A 14,739-nucleotide genomic window follows, 5' to 3' on the forward strand; every position below is an offset into this window, starting at 1 on the left:
TCATCCCCTCCCCATCGAAGCCCCGGGACGCGCATCGCGGCCGGGGCTTCGGCCGTCTCCCCCTCCCCTGCATCGCGGCGTCCATGGTGACGCGAGCGTGCGGAGGGCCGGGTCAGTCGAGCCTTCCCTTCCTTGAAATAACTGGGATGACGCGTAGCGTTGTACTCGACAGACGCACAGATGATCCAAGGGAAGGTTGACCAGATGACCGACATCCAGACCGCACCGCAGACCGGTTCGACCGCCGATGTGGCAACGGGTGTGGCGCAGTTCCTCACGCCCGTGGTGCACGAACTCGTCGCACTCGCCGTGAACGGCAAGCAGGCGCACTGGCACGTCCGCGGAGCGAACTTCATCGCGGTGCACGAACTGCTCGATACCGTCGTCGACCACGCGCAGGAGTGGTCGGACACCGCCGCGGAGCGCGTGGTCGCCCTCGGCCTGCCGATCGACGGCCGCCTCGCGACCGTCGCCGCGAAGAGCGACGCAAAGAACCCCAAGCTCGGCTTCCTGCCGTACGACGAGGCGATCGCCGATGTCGTGGCGCAGATCGACGTCGCGACGCAGCGTGTGAACGCCGCCATCGAGGGGCTCGCGGAGCTCGACCCCGCCAGCCAGGACGTCGTCATCGAGATCCGGCGCGGTCTCGACAAGGACCGCTGGTTCCTCTCGTCGCACGTCGCCGTGAAGTAACGGCGCCGCAAGGGTGACGGGCTGACGGGCCCGGGTGCAGAATGGCCGCTATGGCGGCCGATGCATCCGGGCCCGAGCCGTTTCCCGAGGCCACGGGAGAGGCAGGCCCGGCGCGGCCGCTGACCGACGCGCAGAAGGCGCTGCGCGCGCAGATGCTCGCGACCGAGCACTGGAGCCTGCTCGCGTCCCGCTCCACGACGCAGAGCGAGGTGCTGACCCGCATCGCGATCTTCCTCACGCTCGTCTCGGCCGGGCTCGTAACCCTCGGCGTGCTCGGCAACGCGACCGCGTTCCGCGGCTGGTTCGGCGTCGCCGCGCTCGGCGTCCTCTTCCTGCTGGTCATCCTCGGCCTGATCACCCAGCTCCGCGTGTTCAACACCGCGACGGAGGACCTGGTCTACGTGCTCGCGATGAATCGGCTTCGCGCCGCGTACGTCGACCTCGATCCGGGCATCGAGCCGTACATCATGATGGGCACGGCCGATGACGCCGCCGGGGTCGACCGCACGTACTACGCGTACGCCGTCCGTTCCCGGTCGCAGGTGCTCGGCAGTTCGATGATGCTGATCCTCGTCGTGCACTCGGCGCTCGTCGGGCTCTTCGTCGGTGCGCTGGCCTACGCGATCGTCGGTTCCGTGGATCTCGCGATCCTCGTCGGTTCCGTCTTGGTGCTCGTGGCGTTCGCGCTGTGGATGGTGTGGGGATACCACGGCTACCGTCAGGTCCTCCGCCTGCACGAACCGTTGCGCAGAACGGGCGGCAGCGGCGCCGAGCACGGATCGTGACGCGCGTCGCCCGTCAGTCGTCTGCCGTCGGCCCCGAGGTCATCGCTGCAGCCAGGCCAGCACCGCCAGCACGCGGCGATGATCGGTGCCGGAATCCTCGAGGCCGAGCTTCTGGAAGATGGACGTGACGTTCTTCTCCACGGCGCCGACGCCGATGAACAGCTGCTTCGCGATGCCCGCGTTCGTGCGCCCCTCGGCCATGAGTGCCATGACCTCGCGTTCGCGCGGCGTGAGCGAGCCGAGCGGATCGCTGCGCCGTCCGAGGAGCTCGCGCACCACCAATGGGTCGAGGACCGTGCCCCCCTGGCTCACGCGCTCGACGGCGTCCTGCAGTTCATCGAGCGATGCGACGCGGTCCTTCAGGAGGTACCCCATGCCCCCCTCGCCCGAGGAGAGCAGCTCGTTCGCGTACGTGCCCTCCACGTACTGGCTGAGCAGCAGCACGCCGACCCGCGGCCGGCGTCGCCGGATCTCGATCGCGGCGCGCACGCCCTCGTCGCGGAACGTCGGCGGCATCCGCACGTCGAGCACCGCGACATCCGGCGCGTCCTGCTCGAGTGCGTCGAGGAGGGACTCGGCGTCGCCGTAGGCGGCGATCGTGTCGAAGCCGGCCTCGCCGAACAATCGCACGAGCCCCTCGCGGAGCAGCACCGAGTCCTCGGCCAGCACGATGCGCAGGGGCGTCCCCCTCGGGTCGGTCATGCCCCAAGCGTATCGAGGGGCGGATGCCGCGGTGCCGGCGCCGTGCCGACCCCGCGGCCGGATCTGGTGGGGCCCGGCGCCCGCCCTGCAACCCGGCCGCCGGACCGGACCCGCCTATTCGACCGACGGACCCCCCGTGGGCGCGGTGACGGGGACGAATGGGATGTGCGCCCCGATCGAGGTCGGCCCGCCGACCGGGCTGTCGACGACGAGGATGCCGTCGAGTCCGCGCACGCGCTCCTCGAGTCCGGCGAGCCCGTGGCCGGGCGCGAGCGTCGCCCCGCCGACACCGTTGTCCGTGACCCACAGGTCGATCCACCAGCCCGTGGGGCCGGTGTCGCGCAACGAGGCACGCAGCCGGATGCCGGTCGCATCCGCATGCTTGACCGCATTGGTGAGCAGCTCGGCCGCCACGAAGTACACGTTGCGCTCGATCGAGCCCGGGAGCACGGGCGGCACGGCATCCGCCGGGAGGCCGATCTCGACGGTCACCGGGACGACGCTTCGGGCGCCGAGCGATTCCAGTGCGGCGGCGAGCCCGCGGTCCTGGAGGATCGGCGGGGCGAAGCCGCGCGAGAGCGCGCGCAGCTCGTCGAGGGTCTCCCTGGCCTGCTCGCGCGCCTCGCCGAGCAGTTCGCGTGCGGCATCCGGATCGCGTTCGATGGCGCGCTCGATGCTCGCGAGGTCCATCTGCAGTCGGACGAGTCGCTGCTGCGGGCCGTCGTGGATGTCCCGCTCGAGGCGACGGAGCGAGGTGTCCTCAGCCTGGACGGCCGCGCCGCGTGAGGCGGCGAGGCGGCTGACCTCGAGTTCGAGGGCCTCGCTGCGCCACGCGCCGAGCACTCCGCGGGCGATCACCGAGTGCAGGGCCGTGAGGCCGAGGAAGACGAACGGCAGCGTGGCGAGGAAGATCAGCCCGACGACGAACTCGAAGGCCGACTCCCCGACGCGGGGATCGATCGCGAAGGAGTTGCCCGGGAACAGGAAGTCGAGCACGACGTCGTGGAGCCAGAACTCGCGGTCGTTCTCGGGGAGGTAGCGATGCCAGATCCATCCGGTCGTACCGCCGAGCGCGGCCGAGACCCAGGCGATCGTGAGACTCCACGTGACGACGCTCACGATCGGGTTGATCACGAGCGTGTGCAGGAAGTACAGCCAGTAGTGGCCATCGACGAAGGGGGCGAACAGCGCCCGCCAGAACCCCTCCTCGCGCCCACCCCGGTTCCAGACCGGCTGGGCGATCGCCGGCCGGCCGGCCCACCGCAGTCGCACGAGTTCGAGCACGCCGAATCCGCGCGACATGTAGAGCGCAGCGACCACGAGGAAGACGCCGAAGACGAGCGCGATCGTGCCGAGCCCCGTGAAGAAGACGGTGGAGACGAGCACGAGGCCGATGATCGCGATCGGCATCGTCAGGATGAGGAAGCCGAGTTGGCGCGGCACGGCCTTCCAGAGCGACCAGTAGCCGCGGCGCTCGGGCGCGGCATCCGACGCGGTGGCCGGCTGCGCGGTGACGGTGTCAGTGCTCATGATGGGTTCCCTCGGTCATCGTCGCACGCTGACCGGGCTCGACGACGGCGAACTGCCCCATCATCCCCTGATCCTCGTGCCACAGCAGGTGGCAGTGGTACATGTACGGCGTGTCGGCGTCGGCGTAGTCGTCGAAGCGCATGAGCAGCTCGTACTCGGTCTCGGGCTCGGCGAAGATGGTGTCCTTCCACCCCGCGAGTTCCGGCGGCGGCGCCTGGCCGTCGACGGACGCGACGCGGAACTGCACGTCGTGCACGTGGAAGCTGTGCGGCACCGCGTTGGAGTTCTCGACGACCCACCGCTCGAGCGTGTCCACCGTCACGGTCTCGTCGATGCGCCCCATGTCCATCGCCTCGCCGTTGATCTCGAAACTGTCGCCGAGGTCGAAGTGCCGGGTCGTGACGACGTCGGTCGGGTCGAAGTCGTCGATCTCCGCCAGCGTCGCGGGCGCGGATGCCGCGGGCGCGAGTTCGTCGGCGGCGCGCACCTCGAGCACGTCGAAGGCGTCGCTGCCGCCGTTCATGCTCGCGACCACGGGCTCGAGCCCGGCGATCCCGGGGGTCATCCGCGACTGGAGCATCACGCGCTCCCCCGGCGTCATCCGCACGAGCACCTCGGCGCGCTCGCCGGGCGAGAGCCGGACGTGGTCGAGCTCGGCGGGCGCCTCGAGCAGCCCGCCGTCGGTGCCGATGAGCTCGATGGGCCGCTCGTCACTCCAGGAGAACGCGTACGAGCGCGCCGTCGACGCGTTCAGGAGGCGGAGGCGCACGAGTTCGTCGGCCACGTCGACGTACGGGTGGCGGGTGCCGTTCACGATGAGCTCGTCGCCGAGGCCGCCCGCGTAGCCGCGCTGCGCGTCCTCGCGGCGTCCGTCGGCGGAGAAGCCGGCGTCCTGCACGATCACGGGGACGTCGTCGACGCCGTACTCAGCGGGGAGTCCGAGCGAGCGCTCCTGCTCGTCGTGCAGCAGGAACATCCCGGCCAGGCCCATCGCGACGTGCGATTCCGTCTCCCCGTGGGGGTGCGGGTGGTACCAGAGGGTGGCGGCGGGCTGGTCGATGGGCCACTCGGGCGACCATGTCTCGTGCGGGGCGACCATCTGGTGCGGGCCGCCGTCCATCTCCGCAGGCAGGTGCATGCCGTGCCAATGCACCGTCGTGGGTTCGTCGAGCGAGTCCGTCACCTCGACGCGCACGCGCTCGCCGCGGTCGGCGACGAGCGTGGGCCCGAGGTAGCTGCCGTTGAACCCCCAGGTCTCACTCGCCACGCCCGGCGTGAACTCGGTCGTCCCGGACTGCGCCTCGAGCGAGAAGACCCGGGTTCCGTCGGCGTCGACGTGGGACTCGGCGAGCGGCGGGATCGCGAGCGGGGTGTCGAACGGGGTGTCGCCGATCGTGTCGACCGGCCCCGGTGCGACGATGCCGCATCCGGCGAACGCGAGGGCGACGAGGCCGCCGGCGGCCAGGGTCGAGAGGGTGGCGAGCGTGGCCTTCGGGCGACGGATTCGGGCACCGCGGGTGCGTGCGTCTGGAACCATGACCCCAGCCTCGCGAACCGCGTCGGCGCACCACAGCCGGCGGGCGCCCGGATCACGTCGGGGGTTTTCCCCCGGTTCTCAGGCGCCGAGCGTGTCGTGCGTGAATCGCCCGGCGAGCGCGGTAGCCGCGACCGGCATCGTCCGCAGATCGTCGGCCGATGCCGCGAACGGGTCCCGTTCGATCACGGCGAGGTCGGCGACCTGCCCGCCGCGCACGGTGTGTCCCGCGCCCGCGGTCGACGCCGCGAGGGCGACTCGTGCCTCGATCGCCTGCTCCGGATGCCAGGGCTCGCGTCCGTCGCGGGTGCGGCCGACGGCCGCGGCGATCGCGACCCACGGGTCGAGTGGGGCGACGGGCGCGTCGGAGCCGAGCGCGAGTTCGACGCCCGCCGCCGCGAGCTCGGCGAGCATGAACGCACGCCCGGTGCGGCCGGGCCAGTACAGCTCGGCGACGTCGCGGTCGTCCATGGCGTGTTCGGGCTGCACGCTCGCGACGACCCCGAGTCGTGCGAATCGCGCGACGTCGTCGTGGCGAAGCAGCTGCGCGTGCTCGATCGAACCGCGGAGCCGCCGGCCGGGGCCGCCGACCTCCTCGTACGCGTCGAGCACGCGGGCGTTGGCGCGGTCGCCGATGGCGTGCACCGCGGGCACGAGACCGGCATCGACCGCCCTGCGCATGAGCGGGACGAGCTCGTCGTACGGGACCGTGGCCAGCCCGAAGGCGTGATCGTGCCCCTCGAGGCCCGGGTAGGGGTCGAAGCACCAGGCGGTGCGCGTGTTGAGGGATCCGTCGGTGATGACCTTGTAGCCGCCGACGGTCACGAGCCCGTCGGTGCCGGGAACGGCCTCGCCGGTGCGGAGGCCCTCGACGATCGCCCGGTCGAGGTGCTGCGTGTAGACGCCGAACGAGACCCTGAGCGAGCGGATGCCGCGCGCGGCGCGGCGCGCCCAGTCGTCGCGGTTCCAGCGCATCTCGTAGTCGGTGATGCCGACCACGCCGCGCTCGGCGGCACGCGCGGCCGCCTCGCCCACCCAGGTGTCGAGCACGTCGTCGGCGAGATCGTCGAGCTCGCGGACGAGGGCGAAGCAGTCGTCCTCGCGGAGCACCCCGGCGTCGCCGACGAGCCCGGCCACGCCGTGCCGCCTCGCCGCGGCGGAGTTCAGCCAGCAGGCGTGGAGGTCGGCGGAGACGAGCACGACCGGCACCTCGCCCGACACGGCGTCGAGGCCCGACCGGGTGGGCGCGTCGGACCACAGCCCGTCGCGATAGCCGAAGCCGACGACCTCGGCGTCTCCACGGGCGACGGACGCCGCGACCAGCACAGCGGCCGCCGCAGCCGAGGTCGCGGAGGCCAGGTCGAGCCGCCGCGAGACCATGGCCCACTGCGAGGCGTGCACGTGCCGATCATGGAGCCCCGGCACCACGAAGCGTCCGTCGAGCTCGATGCGCCGCAGCGCCGGGCCGGCACTCGAACGCGCCGTGGCCGCCGAGGTCGCCGGGCTGATGGAGGCCACCACGCCCGCGTCGAGCACCAGGTCGACGGGGCCGTCGGCCCCGGGCAGGCGCGCACCGGCGAGGAGGACCGGCTCGGCGGCATCCGCTCGCTCGGTCACGCCTGGCACCGCGGACACCAGTAGAGCTTGCGGGCGCCCATCTCCTCGAGCACGATGTTCGTGCCGCAGACCCGGCACGGCAGCCCCTCGCGCTTGTACACCCAGTGGCGGTCTTCACGGCTCGCCATCGCCGCACGGTACGCCTCGGGGTCGAGGTCGTCCATGGTCATCATCTGGCCCGTCTCGACGCCGATCGCGAGCAGCTTCGCCCAGTCGCGCCAGAGGCCCCGTGCGAGCTCCTCGGGCACGAGGCGGCCGGGCGTGTGCGGGTTCAGGCGCGCACGGAACAGCAGCTCCGCCCGATACACGTTGCCGATGCCGGCGACGACGTTCTGGTCCATGAGGAGCAGCCCGATCGGCGTCGGCTTGCGACGGACCACCCGGGTGAAGCGCTCCTCGGAGTCGGGGCCCGGATCGAGCAGCGGATCGGGGCCGAGCTTCGCGACGATCGCCTCGACCTGGGCCGGGTCGAGCACCTCGCAGGCGGTCGGGCCGCGCAGGTCGGCGCAGACGGTCTCGGTGAGCAGGCGCACGCGGACCTGTCCGATCGGTTCGGGCGGGAAGCTCGTCGGCTCGGCGCCCGGCTTCTCGGACTCCGACATGCGGAGCCGGGTGCGACGGGGCGCGCCGATCGACGTGATGGAGTTCTCGCCCGCCGAGTCGAACACGACGGCGTCGGGGTTCGGTCCCTCGAGGAACGTGCCGCGCTGGTTCGTCTGGCCCATGCGCCCGTTCGCGGAGGCGATCGTGGCATCCATCAGGATGTCGCCCGCGAAGTCCCACGCCCCGTACATGCCGAGGTGCACGCGCAGCCACCGATCGCCCTCGAAGCCGAGGAACATCTGCTTGCCGACGGCCCGGGCGTCGGTGACGCGTCGCCCGTCGAGGTCGGCCGCCCCTTGCGCGAACCGCCCCTGCGGGCTCGAGGCGCGCACGACGTGGCCGACGAAGTTGCGTTCGAACTGCCGCGTGATGCGATGGACGGAATGGCCTTCGGGCACGCGCGTCTACGCCTCGGTCGGGCGGTTCACACCCTTGCCGGCGATGTCGCCGGTCGTCTCGTACTCCGCGAGCTGCGCGATGCGGCGCGCGTGACGCTCGTCGCCCGAGAACGGCTCGGCGATGAAGGCGTCGATGTAGCGGATCGCCTCCTCGACCGTGTGCTGGCGGGCGCCGATCGAGATGACGTTGGCGTCGTTGTGCTGGCGCGCGAGGATCGCGGTGTCCATGCTCCACACCAGGGCCGCGCGGATGCCGCGCACCTTGTTCGCCGCGATCTGCTCGCCGTTGCCCGAACCGCCGAACACGATGCCGAGCGCGTGCACGCCCTGGGCCTGGTCGGCGGCCACGGCGAGCGCGGCGTTGATGCAGAAGGCCGGGTAGTCGTCGAGGGCGTCGTACTCGACGGGGCCGTGGTCGAGCACCTCGTGGCCGCCGTTGGTCAGGTGGTCGACGAGCGTACGGCTGAACTCGAGGCCGGCGTGGTCGGTCGCGATGTGGATGCGCATGCGCCAAGTCTAGGGATTCGCCACCCACGTGAGCGCACGCCCGTGAGGCTGCGCCCAGGCGACCTGCACGCCGTCGAGGGCGAGCACGAGATCGACGCTGTCGTTCTCGACATCGTCGCGCACGCGGATGCCGGGGAACACGGACCTGCCCTCGCAGGAGAGCCAGTGTCCGGGCAGGTCGCGCATCTGCCGGGCGAAGCGCTCGCGCCCCGCCTCGTCGAGGTACATGAGCACCGCGGTGTGGAGGACCACGAGCGTGGCGTCGGCAGGGGCGGATGCGGCGAGCGCGGCCACCTGCTCGTTGAGGTCGCCGCCGACGAGGTGCGGCGGGTTCCGCGCGGCTATCCGGGCGGCGGCTCGGAGCCGGGTGCGACGGTCCTCGTGCTCGGGCCAGACGAGGGCGTCGAGCCAGTCGACGTCGGCGGGCGAGCGCACATCGAGGGGGTTCAGGTCGATGCCCGCGCGCCAGACGATCTCGGGGAGGCGTTCGGGCACCGGGGCGGGCGTGCCGCCGCGGAAGGCGCAGTCGAGCTCCACGGTGCTCGGGCCGTCGGCCGGGTCCAGTCGCGGGTGCCCCGTGTACCGGTAGCTGTAGCGGTCGGGGTACAGACAGAGGCCGGCCGAGGCGCCGACCTCGAGCAGTGCGATCGGTCCGTCGATGGCTCCGAGCGCGGGCAGGTGCAGCGCGCACCGCGCGGCCTCGTTCGTCTGCGTCGCATGGGTGAGCGCCACCTCGCGGACGTCGCTCCAGTGCGCGGCGAGCCAGTCGGCGAATGCCGGGTACGGCCCTGGCTGCGCACCGAGCAGGCGTGCCGCGGAGAAGACGAGGTTCGGCTGCCGCTTGGACGCGGGCAGCTCGTCGATGAGGCGCAGCGTCGCGGCATCCGTGGCGACCCCCGCGGCCCAGGCCTCGTAGGTGGCGGACATCCCGCGCGCCTCGACCTCGGCGAACGATCGATACCGCTCGGCGGTCGACGCCGAGGCATCCGTGCTGGTTGGCATGGCGTCACGCTACTCCGGCCCGTGGCGACACCGCAGCGCGCGGGCCGGTCATCCCGTCCTCGCAGTCAGGAGCGCCCGCCCTCGCGTACAGGAGATCGTCGGCCGACACGCCGTAGAATCTTCGGATGCCCTCCGACGCCCCTGCCTCCGTCAGCGCGCCCACGATCGACGCGCGCGATCTCGAGACCACGCTGAGGGTGCTGGCCGCGCTCAGCGAGCTCGATCAGGACGACCCCGACTTCGAGACGGTGCGGCACGCGACGGCGAAGATGTTCAAGGCGGTCAAGGTCGCTCGGCGGCTCGAGAAGCGTCGCGTCGTCCAGGACGCCGACCGCGCGGTCATCGCGGCGACCGCGACCGGGGCGCCGACCCGCATCGACGACGAGACCCGCGGTGCCGACCTGGTGAGCGGCACCGACGCCCGCACGGCCGGCGAGCTGCAGGTCGCGCGTCCCTGCTACATCTGCAAGCAGCGGTACACGCTCGTCGACGCGTTCTACCACCAGCTCTGCCCGACGTGCGCCGCCATGAGCCACGCCAAGCGCGATGCGCGCACCGACCTCACGGGCCGGCGCGCCCTGCTCACGGGCGGTCGCGCGAAGATCGGCATGTACATCGCGTTGCGCCTCCTGCGGGACGGCGCGCACACGACGATCACGACGCGGTTCCCCCGGGATGCCGCGCGGCGCTTCGCCGCCATGCCCGACGCGGGCGACTGGCTGCACCGGCTGCGGATCGTCGGCATCGACCTGCGCGACCCCGCCCAGGTCATCGCGCTCGCCGACGACGTCGCGGCGCAGGGGCCCCTCGACATCCTCATCAACAACGCCGCGCAGACCGTGCGCCGCTCCCCCGGTTCGTACTCCCCCCTCGTCGAGGCCGAGTCCTCGCCGCTGCCCGACGGACCCATGCCCGAGCTGGTGAGCTTCGGCCACACGAACGACGCCCACCCGCTCGCGCTGGCCGACTCGGTGTCCAGCCATCCGGTGCTCTCCTCCGGGCTCTTCGCCGGCACGATGACCGCCGACGACCTGACGGCGCTCGCGCTCGCGCCGGGGTCGAGCTCGCTCGCCAGGCTCGCGGACCGCACCGCGATCGACGCCGGGGGCCTCGTGCCCGACCTCCACCACGAGAACAGCTGGAGCGCGGTCGTGCAGGACGTCGACCCGCTCGAGATGCTCGAGGTGCAGCTCTGCAACACGACCGCGCCGTTCATCCTCGTGAGCCGCTTGCGGGCGTCGCTCGCGGCCTCGTCGGCGCGCCGCACCTACGTCGTGAACGTCTCGGCCATGGAGGGCGTGTTCAGTCGCGGATACAAGGGCCCGGGGCATCCGCACACCAACATGGCGAAGGCGGCGATGAACATGCTGACGCGCACGAGCGCGAAGGAGATGCTCGCCGACGGCATCCTCATGACGAGCGTCGACACGGGCTGGATCACGGACGAGCGGCCGCATCCGACGAAGGTGCGCCTCGCCGAGGAGGGCTTCCACGCCCCGCTCGACCTCGTCGACGGCGCGGCTCGGGTCTACGACCCGATCGTGCGCGGCGAGGCCGGCGAGGACGTCACCGGCGTGTTCCTGAAGGACTACTCGCGCGCCGACTGGTGACGCATCACCCGGCGACCCCGCGGCGCCATCGAGCATCCGAGGCCGCCCGCGTTCTGGGGGCTTCGGCGGCTCCGACGCCAGCGTAGGCTCGCGCACGCGGGCCTGCCGCGCCGGATCGAGGCCGGATGCTCATCGTCATCGTGTGCGGTGCACTCCTCGCCGTCGGCATCGTGCTGATCGTCGCCTGGGGCGGTGAGCCGCTCGTCGCGCCCCGCCTCGACGGCGTCCCCGCAGGCGGTGCGATCGCCGCCGCCTCCGGCATGCGCCGGCATGCGCTGGGCCTTCGCACCTACCTCTGGTGGGCGACGCTGTTCACGGTGATCGCGACGGCCTCGACCGTGCTGATCGTCGGCGCGGGCGGTCGGCTCGTCATGCGCGCGCTGGCGATGACCTCGCCCGAGGCGACCGGTCGGATCACCGAGGCGCAGGCCACGGTCGGCGAGATCTCGCCGGAGGGCACGGCGACGTACCTGCTCTTCGGTGCGCTGCCGTTCGCCTTCGCCTCCGCGCTGCTGTACCTGATCGTCGAACCGTGGCTGCCGCGCGGGCGGCTGGGCGGTCCGGTCTTCGGCGTGACCGTCTTCATCGCGGTCTCGCCGTTCGTCGACCCGCTCCGGGCCGAGAACATCGACTTCGACCTCGTCGGCCCCGGGTGGCTGGCCATCGCCCTGTTCGGTGCGCTCTCGGTGGCGCAGGGCGCGGCGCTCGCCGCCATCGCCGGACGTCTCAGCCGGAGCCTGCCGATCGTGTCGCGGCACGACTGGGCGCCGACCGCCGTCGGCCTCCTTCCCGCGGTCGTGCTCCTGCCGGTCGGCGCCCTGCTCGCCATCGGCGCCCTCGTCGCATTCGCGCTGCCCCGCCTCGTGCCCGACGTGCTGGCGATGCTCGCCTCGCGCGGGGGCGTGACCGCCGGCCGCGTGCTGCTCGTCCTCGCCGTCGCCCTCGCGCTCCCGGCCTTCGCGGCCGCGACCGGCTCGATCTGGGTCCGGTGAACGGACCCGGTCGTCGAAGCCCCCGAGGGATAGGCTTGTTCGCGTTGCCCGCGGCCACGAGCCGCGCAGATATCCGCGAAGGAGCCCACGTGCCTGGAGAGAACCTCACCCGATCCGAAGCCGAGGAGCGCGCGGCGCTCGTCACGGTGCACGACTACGACGTCGTGCTCGACGTGACGGTCGGCCCCGAGGTGTTCAAGTCGACCACGACGGTGCGGTTCGACGCGACCGCCGGGGCGTCGACGTTCATCGACGCGATCACCGCGGCCGTGCACTCGGTCACGCTCAACGGCGTCGAGCTCGACCCCGCCGAGGTCAGCGACGGCGTCCGCATCCAGCTGCCGAACCTCGCCGCGCAGAATGAACTGGTCGTCGTCGCCGACGGCCGCTACATGAACACCGGCGAGGGCCTGCACCGCTTCGTCGACCCCGTCGACGGCGAGGTGTACCTCTACACGCAGTTCGAGGTGCCCGACTCGCGCCGCATGTTCGCGGTGTTCGAGCAGCCCGACCTCAAGGCCGCGTTCCGCTTCACGCTCACGGCTCCCTCGCACTGGGAGGTCGTCTCGAACCAGCCGACGCCCGAGCCCGAACTGCACCCCTCCGGCCGCCGTGCCGACGACGTCTCCACGGCGACGTGGGCGTTCGAGCCCACCCCTCGCATCTCGAGCTACATCACGGCCCTCATCGCCGGCCCCTACGCCGTCGTGCGCGACGAGCTGACGAGCGCCGACGGCCGGGTCATCCCCCTCGGCGTGTTCAGCCGCAAGAGCCTCTCGCAGTACCTCGACGCCGACTACATCTTCGAGAAGACGAAGCAGGGCTTCGAGTACTTCGAGGCGAAGTTCGGCGTGCCGTACCCCTTCGCCAAGTACGACCAGCTCTTCGTGCCCGAGTACAACGCGGGCGCCATGGAGAACGCGGGCGCCGTGACCTTCACCGAGGTCTACGTCTTCCGCTCGAAGGTCACCGACGCGATCAAGGAGCGCCGCGTCGTCACCATCCTGCACGAGCTGGCGCACATGTGGTTCGGCGACCTCGTCACCATGAAGTGGTGGAACGACCTGTGGCTGAACGAGTCGTTCGCCGAATGGGCGTCGACCATCGCCACCGCCGAGGCCACCGAGTGGACCGAGGCGTGGACCACGTTCAACTCGATGGAGAAGAGCTGGGCGTACCGCCAGGACCAGCTGCCGTCGACCCACCCGGTCGTGGCGACCATCACCGATCTCGAGGACGTGCTCGTCAACTTCGACGGCATCACCTACGCCAAGGGCGGTTCGGTGCTCAAGCAGCTCGTCGCCTGGGTCGGCATCGACGCGTTCTTCGCGGGCGTCTCCGCGTACTTCCAGAAGCACGCGTGGGGCAACACGACCCTCGCCGACCTGCTCGCCGAGCTCGAGGTCGCGAGCGGCCGCGACCTGTCGGAGTGGTCGAAGCTGTGGCTCGAGACCTCGGGCGTCAACACGCTGCGTCCCGAGATCACGACGGATGCCGACGGCGCGATCACCTCGTTCGCCGTGCTGCAGTCCGCCCCGGCCGACTACCCCACCATCCGCCCGCACCGTCTCGCGATCGGCTTCTACAACCTCGTCGGCGGCAAGCTGGTGCGCGAGCACCGCGTCGAGCTCGACGTCGACGGCGAGCGCACGGATGTCGCGGAGCTGGTCGGACTCGGACGCCCCGACCTGGTGCTCCTGAACGACGACGACCTCGCCTACGCGAAGATCCGCCTCGACGAGGCCTCCCACGGGGTGGCGCTCGCCAATCTCAGCGCGATCGAGGACCCGCTCGCGCGCGCGCTCGTCTGGAGCTCGGTGTGGGATGCCACGCGCGACGGCGAGACCCGCGCCAGCGACTACCTCGCGCTCGTGCTCGGCAACATCGCGAGCGAGACCGAGTCGACGACGCTCCGCATCGTGCTCGCCAACGCCGTGCTCGCGGCGAGCGCCTACACCACGCCCGAGCGCCGCACGGGGGCGCTGCACGCCGTGGCCGACGGCTACTGGCGCCTCGCGCAGGAGGCGGAGGCCGGCAGCGACGCGCAGTTCCAGTTCGTGATCAACTTCGCCGGCATCGCCGAGCACGGCTCGCACGTCGACGACCTCGCCGCCCTGTTCGCGGGCGACCTGCAGCTCGACGGCCTGGAGATCGACACCGACCTGGGGTGGAAGCTGCTCACCGCGCTCGTGGCGGCCGGCCGCGCGGGCGACGCCGAGATCGACGCCCGCCTCGCCGAGGACAACACGGCGACGGGCCTGCAGTCGGCGTCGCACGCGCGTGCGGCGATCCAGACCGTCGACGGCAAGGAGCGGGCATGGGCGTCGCTCGTCGACGTCGACACCGCGACGAACACGGTCGTCCGCGAGACGGCGGCCGGGTTCCTCCGCGCGACCGACCCGGCGCTGCTCGAGGCGTTCGTCGAACGCTACTTCGGCATGCTCGAGCGCATCTGGGACGAGCGCAGCTACGCGATCGCCGAGAAGCTCGTCGACGGGCTCTACCCGTCGCCGCTCGCGAACCGGGCGCTGGCCGAGGCGAGCCGCGCCTGGCTCGACGCGCATCCCGACGCGCCCGCCCTCCGACGTCTCGTCATCGAGCGTCTCGCGGGCGTCGACCGGGCGCTCGTCGCCCAGGCTCGCGACGCGCAGCAGGGCTGATCCGCCGGATTCGGGGCGGGACCCGCTGTGGCGCGCGGCGACGCCCCCCCCCGCCCCCCACCACTCCCCCGCGCGAAGCTCCCCTGCGGCCCACCACCGAAACGGG

At 71.8% G+C, this 14,739-nt stretch carries 12 protein-coding genes; 5 read left to right on the top strand and 7 right to left on the bottom strand.

Features of this window, described 5'->3' with window-relative positions; genetic code table 11:
• Positions 1-204 precede the first annotated feature (204 nt).
• Both ACR3IO_RS19360 and ACR3IO_RS19365 read left to right on the top strand, forming a co-directional pair.
• Complete coding sequence (locus tag ACR3IO_RS19360) at positions 205-693, top strand: Dps family protein (RefSeq protein ID WP_434072861.1); 489 nt, start codon at positions 205-207, stop codon at positions 691-693.
• A gap of 50 nt (positions 694-743) precedes the next feature.
• Positions 744-1,478 (top strand): hypothetical protein, encoded by a 735-nt coding sequence (locus ACR3IO_RS19365; RefSeq protein ID WP_434072862.1) that lies wholly within the window; start codon positions 744-746, stop codon positions 1,476-1,478.
• A 39-nt stretch (positions 1,479-1,517) separates the two neighbouring features.
• Here the strand turns inward: ACR3IO_RS19365 and ACR3IO_RS19370 are convergent, their stop codons facing one another.
• The 7 genes from ACR3IO_RS19370 to ACR3IO_RS19400 all read right to left on the bottom strand — a co-directional run bounded on the left by ACR3IO_RS19370 (position 1,518) and on the right by ACR3IO_RS19400 (position 9,371).
• Entirely contained in the window at positions 1,518-2,180 is a 663-nt protein-coding gene (locus tag ACR3IO_RS19370; protein WP_434072863.1) for a response regulator transcription factor, read from the bottom strand.
• Positions 2,181-2,294: 114 nt separating this feature from the next.
• A complete protein-coding gene (locus ACR3IO_RS19375; RefSeq protein WP_434072864.1) occupies positions 2,295-3,710 on the bottom strand; it encodes a sensor histidine kinase in 1,416 nt (471 codons plus the stop codon).
• Positions 3,700-5,247 carry a multicopper oxidase family protein gene (locus ACR3IO_RS19380; RefSeq protein ID WP_434072865.1) on the bottom strand — a complete coding sequence of 516 codons (1,548 nt, stop codon included), beginning with the start codon at positions 5,245-5,247 and terminating at the stop codon, positions 3,700-3,702. The genes ACR3IO_RS19375 and ACR3IO_RS19380 overlap by 11 nt, the downstream gene beginning before the upstream one ends.
• Positions 5,248-5,325: 78 nt before the next feature.
• Entirely contained in the window at positions 5,326-6,879 is a 1,554-nt protein-coding gene (locus tag ACR3IO_RS19385; protein ID WP_434072866.1) for an amidohydrolase family protein, read from the bottom strand.
• Positions 6,858-7,862: an Fpg/Nei family DNA glycosylase gene (locus tag ACR3IO_RS19390; RefSeq protein ID WP_434072867.1), complete on the bottom strand. Its 1,005-nt coding sequence runs from the start codon at positions 7,860-7,862 to the stop codon at positions 6,858-6,860. Before ACR3IO_RS19390 ends, ACR3IO_RS19385 begins: the two co-directional genes overlap by 22 nt.
• Positions 7,863-7,868: 6 nt before the next feature.
• Positions 7,869-8,369 carry a ribose-5-phosphate isomerase gene (locus ACR3IO_RS19395; RefSeq protein ID WP_434072868.1) on the bottom strand — a complete coding sequence of 167 codons (501 nt, stop codon included), beginning with the start codon at positions 8,367-8,369 and terminating at the stop codon, positions 7,869-7,871.
• A gap of 9 nt (positions 8,370-8,378) precedes the next feature.
• Positions 8,379-9,371, bottom strand: coding sequence for a DUF2332 domain-containing protein (locus tag ACR3IO_RS19400; RefSeq protein WP_434072869.1), 993 nt, complete (start codon positions 9,369-9,371; stop codon positions 8,379-8,381).
• Positions 9,372-9,496: 125 nt separating this feature from the next.
• Here ACR3IO_RS19400 and ACR3IO_RS19405 point away from each other — a divergent pair, with 125 nt between their 5' ends.
• The 3 genes from ACR3IO_RS19405 to pepN all read left to right on the top strand — a co-directional run bounded on the left by ACR3IO_RS19405 (position 9,497) and on the right by pepN (position 14,633).
• Positions 9,497-10,981, top strand: a complete 1,485-nt coding sequence (locus ACR3IO_RS19405; RefSeq protein ID WP_434072870.1) for an SDR family NAD(P)-dependent oxidoreductase — start codon at positions 9,497-9,499, stop codon at positions 10,979-10,981.
• Positions 10,982-11,106: 125 nt separating this feature from the next.
• A complete protein-coding gene (locus ACR3IO_RS19410; protein ID WP_434072871.1) occupies positions 11,107-11,973 on the top strand; it encodes a hypothetical protein in 867 nt (288 codons plus the stop codon).
• Positions 11,974-12,062: 89 nt separating this feature from the next.
• Positions 12,063-14,633 (top strand): aminopeptidase N, encoded by a 2,571-nt coding sequence (gene pepN, locus ACR3IO_RS19415; RefSeq protein WP_434072872.1) that lies wholly within the window; start codon positions 12,063-12,065, stop codon positions 14,631-14,633.
• Positions 14,634-14,739 lie beyond the last annotated feature (106 nt).

Source organism: Agromyces sp. Marseille-Q5079, from assembly GCF_051016555.1.
Taxonomy (GTDB): Bacteria; Actinomycetota; Actinomycetes; order Actinomycetales; family Microbacteriaceae; genus Agromyces.

What these genes read in the sequence shown, in the direction of transcription:
- ACR3IO_RS19375 (WP_434072864.1), bottom strand. Translation starts at nt 3,710, where the DNA reads ATGAGCACTGACACCGTCACCGCGCAGCCGGCCACCGCGTCGGATGCC.
- ACR3IO_RS19405 (WP_434072870.1), top strand. Translation starts at nt 9,497, where the DNA reads ATGCCCTCCGACGCCCCTGCCTCCGTCAGCGCGCCCACGATCGACGCG.
- ACR3IO_RS19410 (WP_434072871.1), top strand. Translation starts at nt 11,107, where the DNA reads ATGCTCATCGTCATCGTGTGCGGTGCACTCCTCGCCGTCGGCATCGTG.
- ACR3IO_RS19380 (WP_434072865.1), bottom strand. Translation starts at nt 5,247, where the DNA reads ATGGTTCCAGACGCACGCACCCGCGGTGCCCGAATCCGTCGCCCGAAG.
- ACR3IO_RS19365 (WP_434072862.1), top strand. Translation starts at nt 744, where the DNA reads ATGGCGGCCGATGCATCCGGGCCCGAGCCGTTTCCCGAGGCCACGGGA.
- ACR3IO_RS19370 (WP_434072863.1), bottom strand. Translation starts at nt 2,180, where the DNA reads ATGACCGACCCGAGGGGGACGCCCCTGCGCATCGTGCTGGCCGAGGAC.
- ACR3IO_RS19360 (WP_434072861.1), top strand. Translation starts at nt 205, where the DNA reads ATGACCGACATCCAGACCGCACCGCAGACCGGTTCGACCGCCGATGTG.
- ACR3IO_RS19400 (WP_434072869.1), bottom strand. Translation starts at nt 9,371, where the DNA reads ATGCCAACCAGCACGGATGCCTCGGCGTCGACCGCCGAGCGGTATCGA.
- ACR3IO_RS19395 (WP_434072868.1), bottom strand. Translation starts at nt 8,369, where the DNA reads ATGCGCATCCACATCGCGACCGACCACGCCGGCCTCGAGTTCAGCCGT.